Source organism: Streptomyces sp. NPDC101219, assembly GCF_044767675.1.
Lineage (GTDB): Bacteria > Actinomycetota > Actinomycetes > Streptomycetales > Streptomycetaceae > Streptomyces.
Genome location: NZ_JBIWOK010000016.1, coordinates 21848 through 46493, shown reverse-complemented (window position 1 = coordinate 46493; position 24646 = coordinate 21848). Strand labels below are relative to the sequence as shown.

The 24646-nt window shown below is 72.1% G+C and carries 22 protein-coding genes and 2 tRNA genes; 15 read left to right on the top strand and 9 right to left on the bottom strand.

The genetic code is table 11. The features are described 5' to 3' along the window. The first annotated feature begins 24 nt into the window (after positions 1–24). Positions 25–483: an NUDIX hydrolase gene (locus ACIRPP_RS26745; RefSeq protein ID WP_403647718.1), complete on the top strand. Its 459-nt coding sequence runs from the start codon at positions 25–27 to the stop codon at positions 481–483. 160 nt (positions 484–643) lie between these two features. Here the strand turns inward: ACIRPP_RS26745 and ACIRPP_RS26740 are convergent, their stop codons facing one another. Together ACIRPP_RS26740 and pepN are read right to left on the bottom strand one after the other, a co-directional pair. After that, positions 644–1681, bottom strand: a complete 1038-nt coding sequence (locus tag ACIRPP_RS26740; RefSeq protein ID WP_403647715.1) for a hypothetical protein — start codon at positions 1679–1681, stop codon at positions 644–646. A gap of 223 nt (positions 1682–1904) precedes the next feature. Beyond that, a complete protein-coding gene (gene pepN / locus ACIRPP_RS26735; protein ID WP_403647712.1) occupies positions 1905–4490 on the bottom strand; it encodes an aminopeptidase N in 2586 nt (861 codons plus the stop codon). A gap of 148 nt (positions 4491–4638) precedes the next feature. Here pepN and ACIRPP_RS26730 point away from each other — a divergent pair, with 148 nt between their 5' ends. Beyond that, positions 4639–5286, top strand: a complete 648-nt coding sequence (locus ACIRPP_RS26730) for a DsbA family protein (protein WP_403647709.1) — start codon at positions 4639–4641, stop codon at positions 5284–5286. 6 nt (positions 5287–5292) lie between these two features. On the opposite strand, the gene ACIRPP_RS26725 is transcribed toward ACIRPP_RS26730, so the two are convergent. From ACIRPP_RS26725 to ACIRPP_RS26715, 3 genes are all read right to left on the bottom strand, one after another. Next, the gene (locus tag ACIRPP_RS26725) at positions 5293–5535 is read right to left on the bottom strand and encodes a hypothetical protein (protein ID WP_164343580.1); all 243 of its coding nucleotides are present in this window, start codon (positions 5533–5535) and stop codon (positions 5293–5295) included. Between the two features lie 197 nt (positions 5536–5732). Next, positions 5733–6380, bottom strand: a complete 648-nt coding sequence (locus tag ACIRPP_RS26720) for a superoxide dismutase (RefSeq protein WP_403647706.1) — start codon at positions 6378–6380, stop codon at positions 5733–5735. A 146-nt stretch (positions 6381–6526) separates the two neighbouring features. Beyond that, positions 6527–7906, bottom strand: a complete 1380-nt coding sequence (locus ACIRPP_RS26715) for an amino acid permease (RefSeq protein WP_403647703.1) — start codon at positions 7904–7906, stop codon at positions 6527–6529. Between the two features lie 452 nt (positions 7907–8358). Between ACIRPP_RS26715 and ACIRPP_RS26710 the strand changes: the two genes are divergently transcribed. Continuing rightward, positions 8359–8946, top strand: coding sequence for a biotin transporter BioY (locus tag ACIRPP_RS26710; RefSeq protein ID WP_403647700.1), 588 nt, complete (start codon positions 8359–8361; stop codon positions 8944–8946). 124 nt (positions 8947–9070) lie between these two features. Here ACIRPP_RS26710 and ACIRPP_RS26705 read toward each other — a convergent pair whose 3' ends face one another. After that, positions 9071–9796, bottom strand: coding sequence for a hypothetical protein (locus ACIRPP_RS26705; RefSeq protein WP_403647697.1), 726 nt, complete (start codon positions 9794–9796; stop codon positions 9071–9073). Between the two features lie 174 nt (positions 9797–9970). On the opposite strand from ACIRPP_RS26705, the gene ACIRPP_RS26700 reads away from it, so the two are divergent. The 3 genes from ACIRPP_RS26700 to ACIRPP_RS26690 all read left to right on the top strand — a co-directional run bounded on the left by ACIRPP_RS26700 (position 9971) and on the right by ACIRPP_RS26690 (position 13578). Then, positions 9971–12037, top strand: a complete 2067-nt coding sequence (locus ACIRPP_RS26700; protein ID WP_403647694.1) for a protein kinase — start codon at positions 9971–9973, stop codon at positions 12035–12037. Positions 12038–12118: 81 nt separating this feature from the next. Beyond that, positions 12119–12604 carry a ribose-5-phosphate isomerase gene (locus tag ACIRPP_RS26695; protein ID WP_403647691.1) on the top strand — a complete coding sequence of 162 codons (486 nt, stop codon included), beginning with the start codon at positions 12119–12121 and terminating at the stop codon, positions 12602–12604. Positions 12605–12750: 146 nt separating this feature from the next. Further along, positions 12751–13578: an Fpg/Nei family DNA glycosylase gene (locus tag ACIRPP_RS26690; protein WP_403647688.1), complete on the top strand. Its 828-nt coding sequence runs from the start codon at positions 12751–12753 to the stop codon at positions 13576–13578. A gap of 129 nt (positions 13579–13707) precedes the next feature. Here the strand turns inward: ACIRPP_RS26690 and ACIRPP_RS26685 are convergent, their stop codons facing one another. Next, entirely contained in the window at positions 13708–14964 is a 1257-nt protein-coding gene (locus ACIRPP_RS26685) for a GNAT family N-acetyltransferase (RefSeq protein WP_403647685.1), read from the bottom strand. 163 nt (positions 14965–15127) lie between these two features. On the opposite strand from ACIRPP_RS26685, the gene ACIRPP_RS26680 reads away from it, so the two are divergent. Further along, positions 15128–16306, top strand: a complete 1179-nt coding sequence (locus ACIRPP_RS26680; RefSeq protein ID WP_403647682.1) for a PP2C family protein-serine/threonine phosphatase — start codon at positions 15128–15130, stop codon at positions 16304–16306. A gap of 28 nt (positions 16307–16334) precedes the next feature. Beyond that, complete coding sequence (locus tag ACIRPP_RS26675) at positions 16335–16814, top strand: HD domain-containing protein (protein ID WP_403647680.1); 480 nt, start codon at positions 16335–16337, stop codon at positions 16812–16814. Between the two features lie 30 nt (positions 16815–16844). Here ACIRPP_RS26675 and ACIRPP_RS26670 read toward each other — a convergent pair whose 3' ends face one another. Further along, the gene (locus ACIRPP_RS26670; RefSeq protein ID WP_403647677.1) at positions 16845–18047 is read right to left on the bottom strand and encodes an acyltransferase family protein; all 1203 of its coding nucleotides are present in this window, start codon (positions 18045–18047) and stop codon (positions 16845–16847) included. 637 nt (positions 18048–18684) lie between these two features. Between ACIRPP_RS26670 and ACIRPP_RS26665 the strand changes: the two genes are divergently transcribed. Both ACIRPP_RS26665 and ACIRPP_RS26660 read left to right on the top strand, forming a co-directional pair. Next, positions 18685–18879 carry a hypothetical protein gene (locus ACIRPP_RS26665; protein WP_108014675.1) on the top strand — a complete coding sequence of 65 codons (195 nt, stop codon included), beginning with the start codon at positions 18685–18687 and terminating at the stop codon, positions 18877–18879. Positions 18880–19027: 148 nt separating this feature from the next. Then, the gene (locus ACIRPP_RS26660; protein ID WP_403647674.1) at positions 19028–19375 is read left to right on the top strand and encodes a DUF1330 domain-containing protein; all 348 of its coding nucleotides are present in this window, start codon (positions 19028–19030) and stop codon (positions 19373–19375) included. 93 nt (positions 19376–19468) lie between these two features. Here the strand turns inward: ACIRPP_RS26660 and ACIRPP_RS26655 are convergent. Beyond that, a tRNA-Gly gene (locus ACIRPP_RS26655) sits at positions 19469–19539 on the bottom strand. A 163-nt stretch (positions 19540–19702) separates the two neighbouring features. Here ACIRPP_RS26655 and ACIRPP_RS26650 point away from each other — a divergent pair. The 5 genes from ACIRPP_RS26650 to clpX all read left to right on the top strand — a co-directional run bounded on the left by ACIRPP_RS26650 (position 19703) and on the right by clpX (position 24596). Continuing rightward, a tRNA-Pro gene (locus ACIRPP_RS26650) sits at positions 19703–19779 on the top strand. A gap of 181 nt (positions 19780–19960) precedes the next feature. Beyond that, a complete protein-coding gene (gene tig, locus ACIRPP_RS26645) occupies positions 19961–21376 on the top strand; it encodes a trigger factor (RefSeq protein ID WP_403647671.1) in 1416 nt (471 codons plus the stop codon). A gap of 328 nt (positions 21377–21704) precedes the next feature. Next, positions 21705–22310 (top strand): ATP-dependent Clp protease proteolytic subunit, encoded by a 606-nt coding sequence (locus tag ACIRPP_RS26640; RefSeq protein WP_030818448.1) that lies wholly within the window; start codon positions 21705–21707, stop codon positions 22308–22310. Positions 22311–22422: 112 nt separating this feature from the next. Beyond that, entirely contained in the window at positions 22423–23127 is a 705-nt protein-coding gene (locus tag ACIRPP_RS26635) for an ATP-dependent Clp protease proteolytic subunit (protein ID WP_164336145.1), read from the top strand. Between the two features lie 182 nt (positions 23128–23309). Then, entirely contained in the window at positions 23310–24596 is a 1287-nt protein-coding gene (gene clpX / locus ACIRPP_RS26630) for an ATP-dependent Clp protease ATP-binding subunit ClpX (protein ID WP_164336149.1), read from the top strand. The last annotated feature ends 50 nt before the right edge of the window (positions 24597–24646 follow it).

The following is a 24646-nucleotide window of genomic DNA, read 5'->3' as shown; positions in this document are numbered from 1 at the left end:
CCGGTTCGGCGCTAACGTCCCTGGGTGCGAAAGACGTTGAGGGTGGCGGCCTACGCCGTGGTGGTACGCGACGGACAGCTCTTGCTCGCCCGCTCTCCCGTGCCCGGCGGACCCTCCGAGTGGGTCATGCCGGGCGGCGGTATGGAACACGGCGAGGACCCTTACGACACCGTGCGCCGGGAGGTGGAGGAGGAGACCGGCTACCTCATCGAGGTCACCGGCCTGCTCGGCGTGGGCTCCTTCCGCGGCACCCTTCCCGGCCGCGGGCTGCGCCGTCCCGCCGACCACCACAGCGTGCAGCTCGTCTACGAGGGCCGCATCACCGGCGGCGACCTGCGCAACGAGATCGGCGGCAGCACCGAACTCGCCGCCTGGCAGCCCCTGGACGCCGTCTCCGGCCTGGTACGGGTCCCCATGGTGGACATCGCCCTGCGGCTGTGGCGGGAGCGCCCGGCGGCGGGACGCGCGACCGCCGTGGAGTGAAGCGGACCCTCCGGGAGGGACTGCCTGCGGCCCGGACACGAGGAGGGGCGGCCCGCGTCCCGGACACGAGGAGGGACTGCCCGCGTCCCGGACACGAGGAGGGGCCGCCGTGTGCCCGGCGGCCCCTCCGCTCCCCTCCTGGCTCCGGCGGCCGGGCCCCCTACCGGGGCAGCACGACGACGTAGGCCGCCGGTTCCCGGTCGGGGGCGGCCATCAGGGCCGTGCGGAGCACGGCCGCCTGCTGGTCCGGGGCGTCGCGCAGCTTGCGCGGGGTGACGTGCACGACCGTGATGCCCAGCCGTTCCAGGACCTCGCGCTTGCGGGCGTACTCCGACCACAGGGCGTCGTCGTCCTGCCGGGGCGCGTGGGTGTCCAGCTCCACGGCGACGGCCTGTTCCGGCCAGTAGGCGTCCAGGCCGCCGAGGTGCGGGCCGCCGGGCAGCCGGAGGTCGACGTTCCACACCGGGTCGGGCAGGCCGTGTTCGCGCACCATCGTGTACAGGCGGTCCTCCGCGAACGCCCGGCCCTCCGCCACCAGGGTGTCCACCGCGTCGACGACGTGGGGCCGGTTCAGCAGCCGCGCCCGGGTCAGTTCGCGCACCACCGACGCCGCGTCGCAGTGGCCGCCGCGCACCGCCTCGGTCAGCAGGCGGCGCACCGCGACCGCGTCGTCCAGCCGGGCCACCGCGTCGGCCAGCGCGCGCGGCACCGGAGCCACCGGCAGGCCGGTGACCTGCTCGGCGTCCGGGAGGGCGGAGGTGCGGACGATGCGGACGCAGCCGGTCGAGCGCAGGCGGCGCAGCCGGGGCACCAGGACGTCGAAGGCGTCCAGGGACGGCAGCGGGGGAGTGCCGCAGAAGCCGTGCAGGGTGAGCGCCGCCAGGCCGGTGATCATCGCCTCGCCGTAGGAGGAGACGGGCGGGGTGTCCGGGCGGGGCTGGACCGGGACGCCCGCGGACCGCTCCCGCGCCGTGTACATCAGCACCGCGTGCAGCCGCTCCTCGCTGGTCGGCGGCCCGGGGTGGAGCAGGACGACGCCGGGCAGCAGCTGCTGCCAGGAACCGCCGGGGCGGCACTGCTCGTTCGTCTCGGCGGCCGACACGCCGTGGGCGCGCAGCTGGGCGGTGGTCAGCACCCGGCGGCGGACGTCGGCGAGGTGGTGCAGGGGGCGGGGGGAGAGCGGGGTGTTGTGGGTCATGACCGGCAATGTCCCCGTGCCTCGTCGGCCACCGAACCCCTGTTACAGGTCCGTCGACAAACGGGGACAAGCCTGCGCTAAAGGACGCGTGTTCGGATGCCGAAAACCCCTGGTCCATTCGGGTGTGACCAGGGGTTACGGCTGTGATTGCCCGAAGTTCGTAACGGTTGCCGCAGGGGGCCCCGTCCCGGCACGGGACGAGGCCCCGGGCGTCACGGACCCGTCACGCCTGCGCGTCGGCCGCCGCGTCGCGGCTCTGGCCGCGCAGCCCGCGCGCCAGGTCGTCCCGGGCCTCCAGGACCAGACGGCGCAGGGCCGACGGAGCGTCCTCGTGCGCGGCGAGCCACGCGTCCGTCGCCGCCAGCGTCTCCGGGGAGTCCTGGTAGGACGGGAACAGCCCGCGCACCACGTCCATGCCGATCTGGATCGACCGCTCGGACCACACCCGCTCGATCGCCTCGAAGTACTTCTGCGTGTACGGGGCGAGCAGGTCCCGCTGGGACGGCCGGGCGAAGCCCGCGATGGTGGCCTCCACCAGGGCGTTCGACAGGGTGTCGGACTCCACGACCTGCTCCCAGCAGCGGGCCTTGACCTCCGCCGAGGGCCGGGCCGCCAGGCAGCGCACCTGGTGCCGCTTGCCGGAGGCGGTGTCGTCGCGGGCCAGTTCCTCGGCCAGCGTCTTCTCGTCCGCGACCCCGTGCGCGGCCAGCGGCTCCAGGAACGCCCAGCGCAGCTCCTGGTCCACGTCCAGCCCGTCGATCGTGACCGTGCCGGACAGCAGGTCCTGGAGCAGCTGCAGGTCGCCCGGCGCGGAGGCCACCGACGCGAGGAACCGCGCCCAGGCCAGCTGCTGTTCACTGCCCGCCACCGCGCTCTGCAGCTCGCGGCGGGCGCCCTCGGCGAGCCGCACCCCGGCCGTCTCGCGCCGGGCGGGCGCCGTGTAGTGGACGAGGGCCGACTCGGCCCAGGCGTGCAGCATCTGGAGCACACCGATGTCGGACTCCCGGCCGGCGAAGCGCAGCACCAGGCCGATGAAGTCCCGCGCGGGCAGCAGCGCGTCCCGGGTCATGTTCCACAGCGCCGACCAGCACAGCGCGCGGGCCAGCGGGTCGGTCAGCGCGCCCAGGTGCTCGCGCAGCGTGGCCAGCGAGGTCTCGTCGAAGCGGATCTTGCAGTAGGTGAGGTCGTCGTCGTTGACCAGGACGAGCTCCGGCGCCTCGGCCCCGGCGAGCTCGGCGACGACCGTGCGGGCGCCGTCGACGTCCGCCTCGGCGCGGGCGTACCGCTCCAGCGTGCCGGAGCCGGTGCGCCGGTACAGGCCGATCGCCACCCGGTGCGGGCGCAGCTCGGGGTGGGACTCGGCGGCCTCCTGCACCACGGCCAGCTCGTCGATCCGGCCCTCGGCGGTCAGCAGCACCTGCGGGGTGAGGGAGTTGACGCCGGCCGTCTGCAGCCAGGCGCGCGACCAGGCCGCCATGTCCCGTCCGCTGGTCTCCTCCAGCACCGACAGCAGGTCGCCGAGGCGGGTGTTGCCGTACGCGTGGCGCTTGAAGTAGCGCCGGGCGCCCTCCAGGAACGCCTCCTGGCCGACGTACGCCACGAGCTGCTTGAGCACCGAGGCGCCCTTGGCGTAGGTGATGCCGTCGAAGTTCAGCTTGGCGTCCTGCAGATCACGGATGTCCGCCGTGACCGGGTGCGTCGACGGGAGCTGGTCCGCGCGGTACGCCCACGCCTTGCGGCGGTTGGCGAAGGTGATCCAGCCGTCGGTGAAGCGGGTGGCGCCCACCAGGGAGAACGCGCCCATGAAGTCGGCGAAGGACTCCTTCAGCCACAGGTCGTCCCACCACTCCATGGTGACCAGGTCGCCGAACCACATGTGCGCCATCTCGTGCAGGATGACGTTGGCCCGGCCCTCGTACGACGCCTGCGTCACCTTGCCCCGGAAGATGAACTCCTCGCGGAAGGTCACCATTCCCGGGTTCTCCATGGCGCCCAGGTTGTACTCGGGCACGAACGCCTGGTCGTACTTGCCGAACGGGTACGGGTAGTCGACGTGGTCGTGGAAGAAGTCCAGGCCCTGCTTGGTCACCAGGAACACGTCGTCGGCGTCGAAGTGCGGCGCCAGCGCCTTGCGGCACATCGCGCCGAGCGGGATCTCCAGGCGCGTGCCGTCGGCGAACTCCCGCTCGTAGGTGTCCGTGACGTAGTGGTAGGGGCCGGCGACGACACAGGTGATGTACGTCGAGATCGGCTTGGTCTCGGCGAACCGCCACACTCCGTCGGCCAGTTCACCGGCGCCGTTGCTCCACACCGTCCACCCCTCGGGCGCGCGTACCTCGAAGCGGTAGGGGGCCTTGAGGTCGGGCTGCTCGAAATTGGCGAAGACCCGGCGGGCGTCGGCCGGCTCGTACTGGGTGTACAGGTACACCTCGCCGTCCTCCGGGTCGACGAAGCGGTGCATGCCCTCGCCGGTGCGGGAGTAGGCGCACTGCGCGTCCACGATCAGCTCGTTGTCGGCGGCCAGGTCCTCCAGCAGGATCCGGGTGCCGTCGAAGACCTCGCCCGGGTCCAGGTCCCGCCCGTTGAGGGAGACGGCCGTCACACTCGGCGCGATCAGGTCGGCGAAGCTGCTCGCCCCGGGCTCCGCGCAGCGGAAGCGCAGCGTGGTGACCGAGCGGAAGGTGCGGGGGTCCTCGCCGCCCGCGTCGCCGGTCGCCGAGCGCAGGTCGAGGGACACCTCGTACCCGTCGACCGACAGCAGGGCGGCCCGCTCCCGGGCCTCGTCGCGGGTCAGATTCTCACCGGGCACGGGCGGCACTCCTCATGCGTCGTCGACATGGCTGAACAGCACCGATCCTGCCATGCGCCCCTGACAGGGAGCAGCCGGGAATGGCCGGGAGGCGACCTGGTGTTCCCTGAGGAAGGACCCCTTCCACCCCTTCCCCGTGAGGAGCGACATGTCCGAGCAGTCCACCCCCACCCCCGTCGACTTCTGGTTCGACCCGCTGTGCCCCTGGGCCTGGATGACCTCGCGCTGGGTGCTGGAGGTGGAGAAGGTCCGGAACATCGAGGTGCGCTGGCACCTGATGAGCCTCGCCGTGCTGAACGAGGACCGGCTGGACGAGCTCCCCGAGGAGTACCGCGAGCTGCTGGAGACCAAGGCGTGGGGCCCGGTGCGGATCGTGATCGCCGCCCAGGAGGAGCACGGCGCGGAGGTCCTCGGCGACCTGTACACCGCGCTCGGCACCCGCATCCACAACAAGGACGAGGGCCCCGGCAAGGAGACCGTCGCCGCCGCCCTGAAGGACGTCGGCCTGCCCGGGACGCTGATGCAGCACTGGGACGACACCCCGTACGAGGCACAACTGCGCGCCTCCCACCAGGAAGGCATCGAGAAGGTCGGCCAGGACGTCGGCACCCCGGTCATCGCGGTGCCCGGCCCCGACGGCGAGCAGATCGCCTTCTTCGGCCCGGTCGTCACCCCCGCGCCCAAGGGCGAGGAGGCCGCCCGCCTGTGGGACGGCACCCTCGCGGTCGCCTCGGTCCCCGGCTTCTACGAGATCAAGCGCTCGCGCACCAAGGACCCCGACTTCAGCAACCTGTGACCGGCCTCACTCCGGGACGGGCACCCGGACGGCCTTGGGGAACGGCTTCATGACGAACCCGGTGCGCAGGTTGCGGCACTGCCGTCCGGTGTCCGGGTCGAGGACGTTCTCGCACAGCCAGAACTCGTTGACCCCCGAGCGGCCCAGCCGCTCCTTGAGCCAGTCCTGCTCGGTGCGGTGCAGCTGACGGTGCCGCTGGGCCGTCCCGCAGGTCCAGCAGGGCAGTTTCATGGTTCTCGGTGTCGCCATTGCCCCACTCTGCCCGGGGGTGCCCCGAGCCGGAAGCCCCCGCGACTCAGGTCGTCGCGGGGGCTTCCCTCTTTCCGCCTGCCGGGTGAACGGTGAGAAGACGATCACGAGGCAGGACGCTCGGGGCCTCTCGTCCGGATCATGCCGGGCTCGCGGCGTGAACCGGCATGATCAGACGAAAGACCTTGGGGCCGCCGTCATGGCGCGAGCAGCAGCACGTCCGTGCGGGACTTCGCCGCGGCGTGGCGGCGGGCGACGTCCTGCCAGTTGACGACCTGCCACATCGCCTCGATGAAGTCCACCTTCTGGTTGCGGTACTGCAGGTAGAAGGCGTGCTCCCAGGCGTCGAAGACCAGGATGGGGGTGGCGCCCTGGCCGACGTTGCCCTGGTGATCGTAGACCTGCTCCACGATCAGGCGCCCGCTCAGCGGCTCGTACGCCAGGACGCCCCAGCCCGAGCCCTGCGTGGTCGCGGCCGCCTTGGACAGCTGCGCCTTGAAACCGGCGAACGAGCCGAACGACTCGGTGATCGCGTCGGCGAGCTCGCCCACGCCGTCCTGCGCCAGGGGCTCGCCGCCGCCCTCCTTCGGGCCGGTCATGTTCTGCCAGTAGATCGAATGCAGGATGTGCCCGGAGAGGTGGAACGCCAGGTTCTTCTCCAGCCCGTTGACCGAGCCCCACGACTCCTGGTCCCGCGCCTCGGCGAGCTGCTCCAGCGTGTCGTTGGCGCCCTTCACGTACGCCGCGTGGTGCTTGTCGTGGTGCAGCTCGATGATCTCGGGGCTGATGACGGGCGCCAGCGCGGCGTGGTCGTAGGGCAGGTCGGGCAGCGTGTAGACGGGCATGCGGGGGTCCCCTCCGAACCTCTTATTGCAAAGAGCTTGCAACTGCACGTTAACAGCAGAAGAGGGATGCGCGGGTCCGGACACACGAAAGAAAGGGCCCCCGCGTGTTCCGTCCACGCGGGGGCCCTGCCGGGAAGAGATGCGGCTCAGGTGCGGGCGCGCGCCCGCTGCCAGGCGTAGCCCACGGCCGACAGGAACAGCGTCATGCCGCCCGTCGAGTACAACTGCACGCGCGTGTCCGGCTCCCGCGCCATCAGCACGAACACCGCCGCCATACCGGCCAGCGCCACCCACGTCAGCACGGGGAACGCCCACATCCGCACGGTCAGCCGCTCCGGCGCCTCCCGCTCCAGCCGGCGGCGCAGCCGCAGCTGCGACACCGCGATGAAGATCCACACGATCAGGATCACCGCGCCGATCATGTTCAGCAGCCAGGAGAAGACGTCGTCCGGCCGCCAGTAGCTCAGCAGCACGCACAGGAAACCGAAGACCGACGACGCCAGCACCGCGAGCCGCGGCACGCCGCCCGACACCCGGCCGAGCACCTTCGGGCCCTGACCGCGCTCCACCAGCGAGTAGCCGATCCGGGAGGCGCCGTAGATGTTCGCGTTCATCGCGGACAGCAGCGCGACCAGCACCACCACGTTCATCAGCTGACCGGCGCCCGGAATGCCCAGCCGGTCCAGGGCGGCCACGTACGGGCCGGCCTCGACCACCGCGGGGGAGTCCCACGGGACCAGGGTGACGATGACCGCCATCGAGCCGATATAGAACAGCGCGATCCGCCACATCGCGGTGCGCACCGCGCTCGCCACGCCCCGCACCGGGTTCTCCGACTCGGCCGCCGCGATCGTCACCGTCTCCAGGCCGCCGTACGCGAACACCGACGCCAGCAGCCCGATCACCAGCCCCTCGGCGCCGTTCGGCAGCAGCTCGGTGAGGTTCGCGCCGCCCGGCGAGTCGGTGCCCGGCAGCACGCCCGCCACCGCCAGCACGCCCAGCACCAGGAACAGGCTGATCGCGCCGACCTTCAGTGCCGCGAACCAGAACTCGAACTCACCGAAGTTCTTCACCGCCGCCAGGTTGGTCGCGCAGAACACCACCATGAACAGCGCCACCCACGCCCACTCGGGCGTCCCGGGCAGCCAGCCGGTGACGATCTTCGCCGCGCCGATGCCCTCCAGGCCGACCGCCGTGCACAGCAGCACCCAGAACGACCAGCCCGCCGTGAAGCCCGCCCACGGCCCGATCGCCCGCTCGGCGTGCGCCGAGAACGAACCCGACGACGGATACGCGGCCGACATCTCGCCGAGCATCCGCATCACCAGCATGACCAGCAGGCCGGAGAGGGTGTAGGCGAGGACGATCGACGGCCCCGCGGCCGCGATGCCCGCGCCGGAGCCGACGAACAGACCGGCCCCGATCACCCCGCCGAGGGCGATCATCGACAGGTGGCGCTGCTTCAGGCCGTGGGACAGGGAGGTGCCGTCCGCCTTCGGAGGCGTGGTCACGGTGGTGTTGGACACGCGGTTCGTCCAATGCGTAGACATGGGGGGTACGTGCGGAAGGATCCGCCGGGCGCGCGGAAGGAGGACGTGGGGCTTCCCCCGGGCAGGGCCGACGGCCGGGCAAAACGCCGACAGTCTGGGCGCCCGGACGCCCACGGAGCCGCGACCGCCCACGATACGGACACCCGGCGCACGCTCGGTACCCGCCCCCTGACCTGCCGTAAGAGGGGGGCGGGGCGGCCTCGGCCGCCCGATTGGCGAAACCCTACAGTCGCCGGCGGCCCGCCCGGGTGAGGGAAGCCTCCCTGCCTCAGTGACCGGCATCACCTCCTGTGAGGTGTGACCCGCCTACTTTGTCAGGAGCCCACCAACCTCGTGGTCCCGCCTTTGTCGAGCGCTGACGGTGATCGGCGCGAGCGGCCGGGATAGCGTCACGGTGTCCCCAACTGCCCTCACCCCGCGGAGTCCCGATGAGCACAGCCGCCGCCGCCACCACCGCCCGCCCCGGACTGGTCCTCGCCGACCTGCTCCCGGCCTCCCGCGTGCGCAACGCCACCCTGGTCCTCGGCGGCGCCGCCCTCACCGGTCTCGCCGCGCAGATCGCCGTGCCCGTCCCCGGCTCCCCGGTGCCGGTGACCGGCCAGACCTTCGCCGCGCTGCTCGTCGGCACCGCCCTCGGGGCCCGCCGCGGCGTCCTCTCCCTCGCCCTGTACGCCCTGGCCGGCATGGCGGGCGTGCCGTGGTTCGCGGAGGGCACCTCCGGGTTCGGCATGCCGTCCTTCGGCTACATCCTCGGCATGGTGCTCGCCGCCGCCCTCGTCGGCGCCCTCGCCCGGCGCGGCGCCGACCGCTCGGTGCTGCGCACCGCCGGCTCGATGCTGCTCGGCTCCGCCGTCATCTACGCCGTCGGCGTGCCCTACCTGGCCCTCGCCACCGGCATGTCCGCCTCCGCCGCGATCGCGGCCGGCCTGACCCCCTTCCTCATCGGGGACGCCCTGAAGGCTGCCCTCGCGATGGGACTGCTGCCCACCGCCTGGAAGTTCGTCGACAAGCGCTGACCGCGGCACCGCACCGCACGACGGCCCCCGGCGATCCGCCGGGGGCCGTCGTCGTGTCCGAGGGCCCGGCGCCGCGACCGGCCACGGCGGCCCGCCCACTCCGAGCCACCCCGCCCGGTGCGGCCTACGGAGCCGTCCGGCCCGGCTGCCGCCGCGCCGACCACCACATCCCGGCCGCGCCCGCCGCGAGCAGGGACGCGCCGAGCGTGCCCAGCGGCACCAGATCACGCGCCGCGCCGGTCCTCGGCAGCTCGTCCGCCCCCGGGTTCACCGGCTCGTTGTCGGTGCCGAGCAGCAGGGGAGTGGCGGGCGCGTCCGGCGAGGGGTTCGTGGTGCCGAACGGCACCGGGCCCTGCTGCCAGTACGTCCTCTTCCCGTCCTCCGACAGCACCGGAAGGCAGATCTTCCCGGCCCTGCCCAGGTCGTAGGACGCGTCCACGGCGTACGAACGGGAGGCGCCCGCCGCGAGGTTGTCGATCGCGCAGCTGAAACCGCTGTTCGATCCTTCCGGCAACCGGTCGTCCGCGAGCGGGGAACAGCCCTTGACGCCCTTGACGGTCAGGCCGTCGAAACCGACGACCAATAGGCTGATCTTCCCGCTGTCCTCGGTGCCCCCATTCTTTACCGTGGCGGTAATCGCCGTCTTTTCCGTGCTGTTGTCGACCGAGATCTTCTCGGGCAGCAGCGTGGTCAACTCGACCCCCGCCGGCGCCTCGTCGACGGCCTTTCCCCCCTTACTGCTTCCCGGCCCCTGATCGTCGGCACCGGCCGTCCCGGAAAGGATCAGAACCGCCGAGAAAGATGCTGCGACCAGCGATCCTGTGACGGCCATCCTCTGACGAGAACTCATGTTCGTCCCCCTTGTCTGCGTGAATTCGCAGTACTTGAAGAGGTACCACAAGATTTGTCCGCACTATGCTGGGACGGCCCGAAGTGTGACCGTCGTGTTTCACTCGGGGCGGATTGCAGGGGGTGCAGCGGATTGCCGGGAATCACGGACAACGGCGGTGTTCCAGGGAAATGGGTGGCGGGTCGCTACCGGCTGGTCGAGAGTATCGGCCAGGGGGGAATGGGGCGGGTGTGGCGGGCCGTCGACGACATCCTCGACCGGCAGGTAGCCGTCAAGGAGATGCGCATCGACGGACACGACGCGGAGGACTCCCGCACCCGCCGGGAACGCACCCTGCGGGAGGCGAGGGCCACCGCGCGGATCGACCACCCCAACGTGGTCCGGGTCTACGACGTGGTCGACGAGGGCGAACGCCTGTGGATCGTCATGGAGTTGGTGAACGGCCGGTCCCTGGAGCGGATTCTCGCGGAGGGCGGCGCCCTCGGCCCCCGGGACGCCGCGCGCATCGGGCTGGGCCTGGTGGCGGCGCTGCGGCAGGTCCACGCCCGGGGGGTGCTGCACCGTGACATCAAGCCCGGGAACGTCCTGGTGGAGGCCCTCCCGGCTGAGCGGGCGGGCGGCCCGGACCGTGAACACCGCGTCGTGCTCACGGACTTCGGCATCGCCGCCATCCAGGACGCCAAGGCGCTCACCGTGGTGGGCATGCTGGTCGGCTCCCCCGACTACATGGCCCCGGAGCGTGTCTCCGGCCGCCCACAGGGTCCCCCGTCCGACGTCTGGTCCCTGGGCGCGACCCTCTGCGCGGCCCTGGGCGGCCGGTCCCCCTTCGCCCGCGGCACCACCCTGGCGACCCTCCACGCCGTGCTGTACGAGGAGCCCGAGATCCCGGCCGGGGCGGGCCCGTTGCGGGACGTCCTCGCCGCCCTGCTGAGGAAGGAGCCCGGGGCCCGCCCCGGCCTCGACCAACTGGAGGCGGCTCTGCGGGCGTTGACCGCGCCACCACCGCCCCTGCCGCCGACACCGACGCCCCTGCCGTCGACTCCGGCGCCGACGCCGACTCCGGCGCCGACTCCGACTCCGGCGCCGACTCCGACTCCGGCTCCGAGTCCGACTCCGACTCCGACGGTGCCCGTCCCCGCCCTCGATCCGGCTCCCGACCGGGACCCCGTCCCGGCTCTCGATCCGCCGGCCGGCCCGCCCGGGAACTCGGCCCCGCACGGGGCCGGCGAACTCCGGGATCCCGCTCCCGCCCCGGCAGGCACCGCCCCGGCAACCGCACCCACAGCCCGTACCGCCTCCGCCGCCGCACCTGCCGGATCCGATGCGGCGGCCGGCGCTGCCCCTGCCCTCCCCGGCCCGGAAGCGGTCACGGCCCCGGCCGAGCCCGTCCCCGGGCCGGCGGCCGCCGCGTCCCTCCCCGGGCCGGCGGCCGCCACGTCCCGCAGCGGGGGGACGTCCGGCGGCGACCCGGCCACCGCTCCCCGCCCGCCCGGGGTCTCCCTCGACCGGGCCCGCGCCGTCACCGAGCAGCGGCCGCACCCGGCCTTCGGGCCGCCGCCCGGGCCGGCGGGGGAGCCGGAGCCCGTGCCGGGGGAGGAGGGACCGGAGCCCGGGCCGCGGGCACCCCGGCGACGGCGGGCGGCCGTCGTCGCCGCGGCGGTGGGTGTCGCCGTCACGGGCACGGTCGTGGCGGTCGTCCTGACGGCCGCCTCGGGTTCGCCGGGCGGCGAACGGGAGCGTGCGGGCCCCTCGGCCACCGCACCCTCCGCCACGGGTGACGCCTCACCCACGGTCGGCGGGACGTCCCGTCCCGCGACACTTCCGCCGGGCGCCCGCCGCGAGGCCGGCGGGTTCGCCTGGACGCCGCCCGAGGGCTGGCGCCGGGACGTGCAGACGGGCGCGGAGGTGCACTACACCTCGCCGGACGGGGGCCAGGAACTCGTCGCCAAGTCCGCCCTGGCGCGGGGGAATCTGCTGACGACCTGGCAGACCTCGGAGCGCAACGCCCACCAGGGGCAGGACTACGAGAAGATCCGGCTGGAGGAGACGACGTTCCGCGGCCACCCGGCGGTGGTCTGGGAGTACCGGTTCACGCTCAAGGGTGTCCCCTGGCACGCGCGCCTGCTCGGGTTCAACGTGGGCGGCACGTCCTACCAGATCAACACCTGGTACCGCCCGGCCGACGAGGCCGGGGCGCTGGAGGTCTATGAACGGGTGAAGAAGACGTTCACGGTGCTCTGACCCGGGACCCGGCGGAATCGGGCGTTTTCGGCGACTCCACCCCGCGCGCCTTCCCGGACCGTCCCGTGCCACACTCTGTCCATGCGCGTGTACCTCGGTTCCGACCATGCCGGCTACGAACTCAAGAACCACCTCGTCGAGTGGCTCAAGGGCGCCGGGCACGAGCCCGTCGACTGCGGGCCCCACATCTACGACGCCCAGGACGACTACCCGCCCTTCTGCCTGCGTGCCGCCGAGCGCACCGCTGCGGACGCCGACGCCCTCGGCATCGTGATCGGCGGCTCCGGCAACGGCGAGCAGATCGCAGCCAACAAGGTCAGGGGCGTGCGGGCGGCCCTGGCGTGGAGCGAGGAGACCGCCGCTCTGGGCCGCCAGCACAACAACGCCAACGTCGTCGCGGTCGGGGCGCGCATGCACAGCCTCGACGAGGCGACGAAGTTCGTGGAGATCTTCCTCGGGACGCCGTTCTCGGGCGACGAGCGCCACATCCGCCGGATCGACATGCTCAGCGCCTACGAGACCACCGGCGACCTTCCCCCGGTCCCGGCCCACCACCCCCAGCAGTAGCCCGGCCGCGCGCCGCCCCCGCCCGGACCGCACGGCCCCGGCGGGGGCGGCGACGCGAGCGGGCGCGACCGCCCGGGACGGGCGGGACGGGCGGGACGGGCGGGGAAGAGGCACGAGCGAGAAACACGAGCGAGAAGGGGGACGCGGTGCCGGAGGGGCACACGATTCACCGGCTGGCCGAGGACTACGCGGCCGCCTTCGCGGGCCGCGGACCGCTGCGGGTCACCAGCCCCCAGGGCGAGTTCAGCGACGCGGCCGCCCTGCTCGACCGCAGCCCCCTGCACACCGCCGACGCCCACGGCAAGCACCTCTTCCTCGGCTTCCGCGACCCCGGCCCCGGGCACACCGACTGGGTCCACATCCACCTCGGCCTGTTCGGCAAGGTCGCCTTCGGACCGGCGCCCGCGCCGCCGCCCACCGACACCGTGCGCCTGCGCCTCGCCGACGACCACGGCTATGCCGACCTGCGCGGACCCACCACCTGTGCCCTCGTCACCGACGCCGAGAAGCAGGCCGTGCACGCCCGCCTCGGCCCCGACCCGCTCCGCCCCGACGCGGACCCGGCCGCCGCGTACCGCAGGATCAGCCGCAGCCGTACGACCGTCGCCGCCCTGCTGATGGACCAGAAGGTCATCGCCGGTGTGGGCAACGTCTACCGCGCCGAGGTCCTCTTCCGGCACGGCATCGACCCGTACCGCGCGGGCCGGGACATCACCCCGGCCGAGTGGGACGCGATCTGGACCGACCTGGCCGCCCTCATGCGGGAGGGCGTGCGGACCAACCGCATCGACACCGTGCGCCCCGAGCACAGCCCGGAGGCCATGGGCCGCCCGCCGCGCGTCGACGACCACGGCGGCGAGGTCTACGTCTACCGCCGCGCCGCCCTGCCCTGCCACCTCTGCGGCGAGGAGATCCGCACGGCCGGGCTGGCCGCCCGCAACCTCTTCTGGTGCCCGGGCTGCCAGCGGGCCTGACCCCGCGCCCGGACCCGCTCCGGACCGGCCGGCCCTGCACCGGTCTGTTTCGCCCGGGCCGGCCCCACACCGGTCCGCTCCGCCCCGGCCGGTCCCGCACCGTCCCGGTCCGCCCGGCCCCGCGTGCGCTCAGAAGCCGTGCGGCAGCCAGGGGGTGACACCGCCGAACCCGACGGACGCCTCCGCCAGCGCGCCCCGCCGCAGCTCCCACACCCGGCCCGACCGGGCCAGCGCCGCCAGGCTCACCCCGCCCAGATACGCCGCCGCCAACTCCCGTACCGACAGGGCGAGATCGGCCGCCTCGTCGGTCCGCTCGCAGGACGCCCCCTTGGCGTTGCCGCTGAGCCGCCAGCGCCCCGCGTTCCACGGGCAGAAGGCGTCCTCGACCTCCAGCACGACGTCCACCGGCGCCTGGTAGGTCCGCGCCGCCAGCGCCGCGCCCACGTCGACCAGCCGGACGTACAGGCTGTCCCGCAGCGTCGGCAGGCAGCGCCGCGGGTCGGACACCAGGTACTGCCAGGCGTCGTCCACCGGCCGGTTGCGGACCACCAGCGTCGACGTCAGGTCCACGTCGAACAGGAACCGCCACAGGGCCGCGTCCGCCGCCGGGTCCAGGGCGGCCACGTCCCGCAGCACCACCGTGCCGTCCGGCCCGGCCGGACCCCAGCCCGGCTTCACATGGAACCGCGCGTACCCGACGACCTCGCCGTCCCGCTCGGCCACCACGCACTGCAGGGGCGACCCGCCGTCCCGGTCGCTCTCCGGGTCGAGCAGCGCCACCCGCTCCCAGCCGGGCCGCCGGACCAGCATGCCCGGACGCAGCGGCACCAGCCGGGCGTAGACCGACTCGCACGCGTCCAGGACACTCGCGGGCTCCGCGTACCGCAGCCTTACGCCGTCCGTCCCGTCGGGCACGGACAGGGTGACCCGGCCGGTGTCGATCGTGGCGCCCAGCTGATGGGTGGCCGCCGCGTAGCCGAACCGGCCGTAGATCGGCGGCTCGGACGCCGTGAGCACCGCCAGCGGCTCCCCCCAGGACCGTACGTCGTCCAGCTGCCGCCGCATCATCGACGTCAGCAGCCCGCGCCGCCGGTGCGTGGCCGCCACGCTCACCATCGTGACGCCCGCGGCCGGCACGGACGCCCCGCCGGGCACCGTCAGCCGGAACGAGAACGCCCCCGCCGTGCCCACGCACGTCTCCCCGTCCCATACGCCGACGGAACGGCCGAATTCGGTCAGCGAGCGCCACAGCTCCCGTTCCTCGTCGGCCTCGGGCACCCCGCTGAAGGCGCGGACGAGGGTGCCGTACCACCGGTCCCACTCGTCCTGCCGCAGCACCCGAGGTGCGCTCACCGTGCCCGCCGTGCTCGTCCGTTCGCTCGCCATACGCCATGCCTACCAGTGCGATCCGGGAGGAGCGAGGCAATTTTTCCCGGGCGGCCACGCGACGGCGTCCGGTGAAGTTCACTGTGAAGTCGGTCCCCGCTACGGGGGACAACCAGGACCTCCCGTGCCAAGCGGCCGGTCCGATGGATAGGGTCCCGAACTAATGGCAGCAGGACGAGAACGGCGCGCGGCCGCCGAGACGTTCACGGCCCGGTGGAAGAAGCAGTGGCACCGGGCCCGCGTCGGCGTGCGCCGGGCCGCCGTCGACTACTTCCGGGGCAACGGCTCCGACTGGGTGGCCCTCGCCGGTCTGCTCCTGACCATCCCGCTCTTCACGGCGGGCACGCTCGCCAACTCCGTGTGGTGCCCGCCCGCCGCCCTCGTCCTGCCGATCGTCGCGGGCGGGCTGCTGCTCCGCCCGGCCAGCCTCCTCGGCCTGTACGCCGTCGCGGCCACCGCGCTCATCGTCGAGGCCGTCCAGCTCGGCCCCTACACCGAGGGCGCCGCCCGGGTCACCCCCGGCGTCGTCCTGGTCGTCGCCGCCTGCGGGTTCTTCGGCCTGCTCGTCGCCCAGTTCCGCAGCCGCGTCGGCGTGCCCTGGCGGCGCGGCGGCACCATGCTGTTCGACCTCCGCGAACGCATCAGGGTGCAGAGCCAGCTGCCAGCGCTGCCCGGCGGATGGCACCAGGAGATGGCCCTGCGGCCCGCGGGCGGCCAGTCCTTCTCCGGCGACTTCGTCGTCGCGGCCCGCACCAACGGCGGCCGCACCCTGGAGGTCGTCCTCACTGACGTCTCCGGCAAGGGCATGGACGCCGGCTCCCGCGCCCTGCTGCTCTCCGGCGCCTTCGGCGGCCTCCTCGGCAGCCTGCCCCCGCACGCCTTCCTCCCGGCGGCCAACGGCTACCTCCTGCGCCAGGAGTGGGACGAGGGCTTCGCCACCTCCACCCACCTCGTCCTCGACCTGGATTCCGGCGACTACGAGCTGTACACCGCGGGGCACCCGCCGGGCCTCCAGCTCAGCGCGGGCACCGGCCGCTGGGAGGAGAAGGCCGCCGACGGCCCGCTGCTGGGCGTGTACGACGGCGCCCAGTTCGACCCGGTGAAGGGCTCCCTGCGCCCAGGCGACGTGCTGATGCTGTTCACCGACGGCCTCGTGGAGACCTCCGACCGGGACATCGTCGAAGGCATCGACCGCCTCACCGGCGAGGCCGACCGCTACGTCGCCGGCGGCTTCCACGGCGCGGCCTGGCACCTCATCGAAGCCGTCGCCAAGGACGTCAACGACGACCGCGCCCTGCTGCTGATCTGCCGCGAGGGCCCCACGGCCGCCGCACACCGCTGACCGGCACCCGCCGGTGCACACTGAACGGGTGAGCCAGACACCGCGCAGCCCCTCGCCGTACCTGTCCGTGGCCGAGGTCGAAGCCGTCGCCCGCGCCGCGCACGACGGCCAGACCGACAAGGCCGGCCGCCCCTACGCCGAGCACCTGAGCGCCGTCGCCGAGGGCGTACGGAAGCGGGGCGGCGACGCGGAGCAGATCGCGGCGGCCTGGCTGCACGACGCCGTCGAGGACCACCGGCTGTCCGAGGACTGGCTGGCCCGGGCCGCCCTGACGGCGCGGACCAAGGACATCGTCCGCGCGGTCACCAAGCGGCCGGGGGAGCCGCCCGAGGCATACGCGGCCCGCATCCGGGCCACCCCCGGCGCGCTGCTGGTGAAGGAGGCGGACCTGGCGCACAACGCCGACCCGGCGCGGCTGGCCGTGCTGGACGAGGCCACCCGGACGCGGCTGGCCGAGAAGTACACGCGCATGCGCGCACTCCTCGGCCTCGCTGCGGGCGGGCGGTGACAGGGGGCCGTCCGGGATCTCCCGGACGCCTCAGGCGGAGACCTTCTCGCGGGTCCGGCCCGCTTCGTGCCGCTCGCGTTCCCGCGCCGCCTCGGCCGGGTCCCGCTTGAACGCCCAGTCCATCGCGGGCTCCAGCACCGGCCGGAAGACCCGGCGCACCGGTGCGGTGCACAGCAGCGTCACCATCGCGGCGGCCAGCACGGTCACCAGGATCTCGCCGGACGGCCCCTGGAGCGCGGACACCTCGAACCAGCCCTTGTAGTCACCGGCCTTCACCACGAAGCCGTGCAGCAGGTAGCCGCACAGGGTGCCCGCGCCGAGTGCCGTGAACCACATGCGGCGGCCCGGCACCCAGGCGAAGAAGCAGGCGGTCAGCACCAGCGAACAGCCGAAGAGGGCCAGCACCATGACCGGTCCGGCCCACCAGGGCGCGCCCAGTTCCTGCGCGGAGTCGCGGTGGTAGAACCAGCCGGTGTTCATCCGGGGCGCCGCCCACCAGGCGAAGGCCAGCGCGGCGGCGAACACCGGCACGGCCGCGATCCGCACCGAACGGCGGCGCACCAGGTGGAAGTGCTCCGGCTTCAGGCACAGGCCCAGCACGAAGAACGGCAGGAACTGGAGGACGCGCTGGAGGTCGAGGTCGTCCCCGATCTCCGGGGTGACACTCGCCAGCATCGCCACCAGCAGGGCCAGCGGCAGCGGATGCCGCACGGCCTTCCAGATCGGCGTGGTGAGCCGCCAGATGAACAACGCGCACAGGAACCAGGTCAGGTACCAGGGGTCGAGCAGGCTGATTTCCTGCTGCGGGTCGTTGTCCACGAACCGCTTGAACAGCGGGTACGCCGTCTCGAAGACGATGTACGGCACGGCGACCCCGGTGATGAGGCGTCGCAGCCGGTCGGGGCGCATGTCGAAACTGCGCGAGAAGAAGCCGGAGATGAGGATGAACGCCGGCATGTGGAAGGCGTACACGACCATGTAGGCGGCCTGGAGCGAGCGGCTGTCGCCCTTCAGAGGCTCCCAGGCGTGGCCGACGGCCACCAGCACGATGGCCAGGTACTTGGCGTTGTCGAAGAACGCGTCACGCCGTTTGGCCGCGGGGGCCGCCGGGCGGCGCGCGTCCCGGCCGCCGCTCTCGGGGGCGGGCGCACCCGGCACCCCGGACGACGGTGACGGAGCCGGGGGGAGAGGCGTACCGCGGTGGTTGCCGTTCGGTCGCGGCGAGGCCGTCACTGACCCTCCCTGCGGGAACTCGGGGTCAGGAGCGGGGAGCTCGCTGCGCTTGCGGGGGACGAGGCAGCGTGAAACATCTGAGGCACCCTAGCGTTGTCCGCGCGTATTCGTAAAACGTCCGACGTCATTACCGGTATTCACCCCGGGTACCCCCGATTCGGTAATGCCGACGGCATGGCGGGCGTGACGGTCGACACACCCTCAACGCGCCGCACCGGTACGGGTCCTGTGCACCACCTGCGCCTCTCTTGTCAGGATTCATCCGGACCAAACGGTGCATAGACGGGGCAGCCCGCCCCAACGGAACGATCGCTTCAGCCCGTTTCCCGATCTTTCCGCGGGTGAGTCGGAACACCCGTGACCGCAATTCGAATTGGCTGCGAACGCGGTGTGGGGAATGTGAAACGATGCGGCCGAATTCCCGGTCCGGGTGGCTCCTCGAATTACCGTGCGACGCCGCGCCGTCGACCTCGTGCCGACGGGGCCCGCCCGGCCGGTCCCGGCGACCGGAGGGCGGATGATGCGTCACCTGCCGCATAGGGCGGCCCCGTTGGTGGCACGATGGTTCTGGCGGGGTGCGCGGGGTCGCGTCCCCCGGGCCCGGGAGTGTGCGGACCGATCGAGGGTGTGATCAGTTGTGGCCATTTCACTGTCAGTGGTGCTGCTGTTGGCGATCATCCTTGTGGTGCTGATGAGAGGCGGCTCCATCAAGGCGGGTCCCGCGATCGTGGCGGTGCTCTTCGGCTTCTTCCTCGCCTCGACCGGCATGGCCCCGTCCATCAACCGGTTCCTCAACTCGATAGCGGAGACGATCAACTCCATCAGTTTCTGACCCCCGGGACGGGCAGCGACGGCACACCGCGGGCCGGCACGGGAGGGGCGGCTTCCGCCGCCGCCCTTACCTCCGAGGTCATCGACGCGAGGGCGGCACCCCGGCAGGCTCGGACGTGCCCAGCCGAGCGACCGGAAGGACCCGCCCCATGACCGCCTACGTCATCGCCCACCTCCAGGAGGCCGCCCCGCACCCGGAGATCGCCGAGTACATCGAGCGCATCCCCGCGACCTTCGAGCCCTACGGCGGACGCTTCCTCGTGCACGGCACGGCGCACGAGGTGAAGGAGGGCAGCTGGCCCGGCCACGTCGTCATGATCGGCTTCCCCGGCACCGCCGAGGCCCGCGCGTGGTGGGACTCACCCGCCTACCGCGCCATCGCACCCCTGCGCTCCCGGCACATCGCCGGCGACATCGTCCTGGTCGACGGCGTCCCCGAGGACTACGACCCGGCCGCCACCGCCCGCGCCCTGCGCGAGGCCCTGCCCGCCGAGTGAGCCCGGGGGCCGGGCGGCCTCGCCACCGAGCCCCGGAAAGCGGTCAGGGCCAGGCGGAGGAGTGAACCTCCGGCCTGGCCCTGAGCCGTGCAGAGCGGGCGACGGGAATCGAACCCGCGTAGCCAGTTTGGAAGACTGGGGCTCTACCATTGAGCTACGCCCGCACGCGTGCGCCGCAGGTCGCGGACCAGCGGCACTGACAGGCATCGTAGCGGGTCGGAGGCCCTCGCCGCACACCCCCGCCGGTGGCGTCGCCGCGCCGCACCGAGCCCGGGAAATGCTGCGGCCTCCTCGCCCGGCGGCATGTACCCTACTCGTCGCACCAGACGGGGTGTGGCGCAGCTTGGTAGCGCGTCCGCTTTGGGAGCGGAAGGCCGTGGGTTCAAATCCCGCCACCCCGACCAGTCACCCGATCGTCCACCGATGATCGCCTTTGGGGCGCCGTAGTCGCTGCCGTTACTATCAAGCTGCACGCCCGTGTCTCTCAGCTCTCCGAGCGTCTGATGAAGTCCTCCGGGCGACGCATCGGCCGGTCCGTTCTGGTACCGGCGGAAACCAAGAAGTCAGCCACAAGGAGACCGAACCGTGAAGAGCGCCGTGGAGACCCTGAACCCGACCCGGGTTCGGCTCACTGTCGAGGTGCCCTTCGAGGAGCTCAAGGACAGCCTCGACGCGGCGTACAAGAAGATCAACCAGCAGGTCACGGTGAAGGGCTTCCGCAAGGGCAAGGTCCCGGCCCGGGTCATCGACCAGCGGTTCGGCCGCGGTGCCGTGCTGGAGGAGGCCGTCAACGACGCCCTCCCGAAGTTCTACACCGACGCGGTCAACGAGGCCGAGCTGAGCCCCCTGGGCCAGCCCGAGGTCGACATCACGGAGCTGAAGGACGGCGAGACGCTGAACTTCACCGCCGAGGTCGACATCCGCCCCTCCATCGAGATCCCGGACTACTCCGGCATCGAGGTCGAGGTCGACGCCGTCGAGGTCACCGAGGAGGACGTCGACCAGTCGGTCGAGCAGCTGCGCGAGCGCTTCGCCTCCACCTCGCCCGTCGAGCGCGCCGCCGGTGACGGCGACGTCGTCACCATCGACCTGGAGGCCAAGGTCGACGGCGAGGTCCTCGAGGACGGCGTCGCCAGCGGCGTCTCCTACACCATCGGCTCCGGCGAACTGCTGGACGGCATCGACGACGCCGTGAAGGGCCTGTCCGCGGGTGAGGAGGCCACCTTCACCTCCGAGCTGAAGGGTGGCACCGGGGCCGGCAAGGAGGCCGAGGTCACCGTGAAGGTCACCCAGGTCGCCGAGCGTGAACTGCCCGAGCTGGACGACGAGTTCGCGCAGCTCGCCTCCGAGTTCGACACCCTTGAGGAGATGCGCGCGGACAGCCGCAAGCGCCTCGAGAACATGAAGCAGTTCGACCAGGCCACGCAGGCCCAGGAGCGTGTCCTGGAGAAGCTGCTCGAACTGGTCGAGGTCCCCGTCCCCGAGAAGCTGCTCGAGGACGAGATCAACACCCGCAAGCACAACCTCGAGCACCACCAGCTCGGCCAGATGGGCCTCGACCTCCCGAAGTACCTGGAGATCCAGGGCAAGACCGAGGAGGAGTTCGAGACCGAGACCCGTGAGGCCGCGGTCAAGGGCATCAAGACCCAGTTCGTGCTGGACGAGCTCGTCAAGCAGGAGAAGCTGAACGTCAACCAGGAGGAGCTCACCGAGCACCTCATGCGGCGCGCCGCCTCCTCCGGCATGTCCCCCGACCAGTTCGCCCAGGCCGTCGTCGAGGGCGGTCAGGTTCCGCTCCTGGTCGGCGAGGTCGCCCGCGGCAAGGCCCTGGCCGTCGTGGTCGAGAAGGCCACGGTCAAGGACACCAACGGCGAGATCATCGACCTGGACGACGAGGAGGACGAGGCCGGCGAGGCCGCTGCCGAGTCCACCGACGCGGCCGAGACCGGCGAGGCCGAGACCGGCGAGGCCGCCACCGAGGAGAAGAAGTCCGAGGGCTGAGCCGTACGGCACCCTCGTGAGTGACGGGCGGGCCCCGGGTCCACGGCGACCCGGGGCCCGCCCGTCTTCCCCGCGGCGCGGGCCCGCGCACCCGCCGCCCCCTCCGCGCCGCGCCCGCGCGCACACCGGAATGCCCCCGCCCTGGTCGGCCGGTGAAAGTACGCCCCCGGCGAACACTCCCGTTACCGGGATTCCCCGGCGAGGCCACCGCGTTAGGGTCCTTGAATACCAGGGCAGGTGAGTCACCGAAACGGCCCCAGCCCCGCAGGGAAACGTGAGACGGCCCGGCGCCGTCGTAAGACGAGCAGGTGGATACGTGACGAATCTGATGCCCTCAGCCGCCGGAGAGCCTTCCATCGGTGGTGGCCTCGGCGACCAGGTCTACAACCGGCTGCTCAACGAGCGGATCATCTTCCTCGGCCAGCCGGTCGACGACGACATCGCCAACAAGATCACCGCACAGCTGCTGCTCCTTGCCGCCGACCCGGACAAGGACATCTACCTGTACATCAACAGCCCCGGCGGCTCGATCACGGCCGGCATGGCGATCTACGACACCATGCAGTTCATCAAGAACGACGTGGTGACGATCGCCATGGGCCTCGCGGCCTCGATGGGTCAGTTCCTGCTCAGCGCGGGCACCCCCGGCAAGCGCTTCGCGCTGCCCAATGCCGAGATCCTGATCCACCAGCCCTCCGCCGGCCTCGCCGGTTCGGCTTCGGACATCAAGATCCACGCCGAGCGGCTGCTGCACACCAAGAAGCGCATGGCCGAGCTCACGTCCCAGCACACGGGCCAGTCGGTCGAGCAGATCACCCGCGACTCCGACCGTGACCGCTGGTTCGACGCCTTCGAGGCCAAGGAGTACGGCCTCATCGACGACGTGATTCCCACGGCCGCCGGTATGCCGGGCGGCGGCGGCACCGGGGCCTGACCGGCCCCACGGGGCCCGACGGCCCCGTGGGCCCCACCGGCACCGCCCGCCGGCGACCCGGTGCGGCCCGAGCAGCCCCAGCCGACCGCCTCAGCCCCCTTCAGGAGAAACCGTGAACGACTTCCCCGGCCGCGGCCTGTACGACCGCATGTCCGCGCAGGACATGAGCGCCTCCCAGGCCCGGTACACCGGCCCGCAGGCCGAGTCCCGCTACGTCATCCCGCGCTTCGTCGAGCGCACCTCGCAGGGCATCCGCGAGTACGACCCGTACGCGAAGCTCTTCGAGGAGCGGGTGATCTTCCTCGGCGTCCAGATCGACGACGCCTCCGCCAACGACGTCATGGCGCAGCTGCTGTGCCTGGAGTCGATGGACCCCGACCGCGACATCTCGGTCTACATCAACAGCCCCGGCGGCTCCTTCACCGCGCTGACGGCGATCTACGACACCATGCAGTACGTGAAGCCGGACATCCAGACGGTGTGCATGGGCCAGGCCGCCTCCGCCGCCGCCGTCCTGCTCGCCGCCGGCACGCCCGGCAAGCGCATGGCCCTGCCGAACGCCCGCGTGCTGATCCACCAGCCCTACAGCGAGACCGGCCGCGGCCAGGTCTCCGACCTGGAGATCGCCGCCAACGAGATCCTGCGCATGCGGACCCAGCTGGAGGAGATGCTGGCCAAGCACTCCACCCGCCCGCTGGACAAGATCCGCGAGGACATCGAGCGCGACAAGATCCTCACGGCCGAGGACGCGCTGGAGTACGGCCTGATCGACCAGATCATCACCACCCGCAAGCTGGACAACTCCAGCCTGCGCTGACACGGGTGGGGGCGTGACGTCTGCCGCCCCTTGGCACGGTTTGACCCGGTCCACGTCACAGCGAACCGTGCCAAGGGGGGCCCGAACGAGGGGCCCGGCAAGGTACCGTCGGACATAAGGCAGCACCAGGAGCCGCTGGACGTTGACGTCCAGTCGTCTCCCAGGCGAAGGGGAAGCACACCGTGGCACGCATCGGTGACGGCGGCGATCTGCTCAAGTGCTCGTTCTGCGGCAAGAGCCAGAAGCAGGTCAAGAAGCTCATCGCAGGGCCCGGTGTGTACATCTGCGACGAGTGCATCGATCTCTGCAACGAGATCATCGAGGAAGAGCTCGCCGAGACCAGCGAGGTCCGCTGGGAGGAGCTCCCCAAGCCCCGCGAGATCTACGAGTTCCTCGAGGGGTACGTGGTGGGCCAGGAGGCGGCCAAGAAGGCCCTCTCCGTCGCGGTGTACAACCACTACAAACGGGTCCAGGCCGGTGAGAACGGCGGCGCGCAGGGCCGCGAGGACGCCATCGAGCTGGCGAAGTCCAACATCCTCCTGCTGGGCCCCACGGGCTCCGGCAAGACCCTGCTGGCGCAGACGCTCGCCCGCATGCTGAACGTCCCCTTCGCGATCGCCGACGCCACGGCGCTCACCGAGGCGGGATACGTGGGCGAGGACGTCGAGAACATCCTGCTGAAGCTGATCCAGGCGGCCGACTACGACGTCAAGAAGGCCGAGACCGGGATCATCTACATCGACGAGATCGACAAGGTCGCGCGGAAGAGCGAGAACCCCTCCATCACGCGTGACGTCTCCGGCGAGGGCGTCCAGCAGGCCCTGCTGAAGATCCTGGAGGGCACCACCGCCTCCGTACCGCCGCAGGGCGGGCGCAAGCACCCGCACCAGGAGTTCATCCAGATCGACACGACGAACGTGCTGTTCATCGTGGGCGGCGCCTTCGCGGGCCTGGAGAAGATCATCGAGGGCCGGGCGGGCGCTAAGGGCATCGGCTTCGGCGCGACGATCCGCTCCAAGCGGGAACTGGAGAGCAAGGACCAGTTCGAGCAGGTCATGCCGGAGGACCTGGTCAAGTTCGGCATGATTCCCGAGTTCATCGGCCGGCTCCCGGTCATCACCTCGGTCCACAACCTCGACCGCGAGGCCCTGCTCCAGATCCTCGTCGAGCCGCGCAACGCGCTGGTGAAGCAGTACCAGCGGCTGTTCGAACTCGACGGCGTGGAGCTGGACTTCGAGCGCGAGGCGCTGGAGGCCATCGCCGACCAGGCCATCCTGCGCCAGACCGGCGCGCGCGGTCTGCGCGCCATCATGGAGGAGGTCCTCCAGGGCGTGATGTACGAGGTGCCGTCCCGCAAGGACGTCGCCCGGGTCGTCATCACCGCCGACGTGGTCCTCTCCAACGTCAACCCCACCCTCATCCCGCGCGACGCGCGGGGCCGGGGACCGGGGGAGCAGAAGACGGCCTAGGCATCACCACACGGAGGGCGCCCGGCGAATGTCGCCGGGCGCCCTCCGTG

Excerpts from the sequence above, each read along its gene's own strand:
- ACIRPP_RS26640 (WP_030818448.1), top strand. The coding sequence starts at position 21,705 with ATGCCCTCAGCCGCCGGAGAGCCTTCCATCGGTGGTGGCCTCGGCGAC.
- ACIRPP_RS26680 (WP_403647682.1), top strand. The coding sequence starts at position 15,128 with ATGGCAGCAGGACGAGAACGGCGCGCGGCCGCCGAGACGTTCACGGCC.
- ACIRPP_RS26725 (WP_164343580.1), bottom strand. The coding sequence starts at position 5,535 with ATGGCGACACCGAGAACCATGAAACTGCCCTGCTGGACCTGCGGGACG.
- ACIRPP_RS26740 (WP_403647715.1), bottom strand. The coding sequence starts at position 1,681 with ATGACCCACAACACCCCGCTCTCCCCCCGCCCCCTGCACCACCTCGCC.
- ACIRPP_RS26685 (WP_403647685.1), bottom strand. The coding sequence starts at position 14,964 with ATGGCGAGCGAACGGACGAGCACGGCGGGCACGGTGAGCGCACCTCGG.
- ACIRPP_RS26720 (WP_403647706.1), bottom strand. The coding sequence starts at position 6,380 with ATGCCCGTCTACACGCTGCCCGACCTGCCCTACGACCACGCCGCGCTG.
- ACIRPP_RS26705 (WP_403647697.1), bottom strand. The coding sequence starts at position 9,796 with ATGAGTTCTCGTCAGAGGATGGCCGTCACAGGATCGCTGGTCGCAGCA.
- ACIRPP_RS26710 (WP_403647700.1), top strand. The coding sequence starts at position 8,359 with ATGAGCACAGCCGCCGCCGCCACCACCGCCCGCCCCGGACTGGTCCTC.
- ACIRPP_RS26695 (WP_403647691.1), top strand. The coding sequence starts at position 12,119 with ATGCGCGTGTACCTCGGTTCCGACCATGCCGGCTACGAACTCAAGAAC.
- ACIRPP_RS26730 (WP_403647709.1), top strand. The coding sequence starts at position 4,639 with ATGTCCGAGCAGTCCACCCCCACCCCCGTCGACTTCTGGTTCGACCCG.
- ACIRPP_RS26660 (WP_403647674.1), top strand. The coding sequence starts at position 19,028 with ATGACCGCCTACGTCATCGCCCACCTCCAGGAGGCCGCCCCGCACCCG.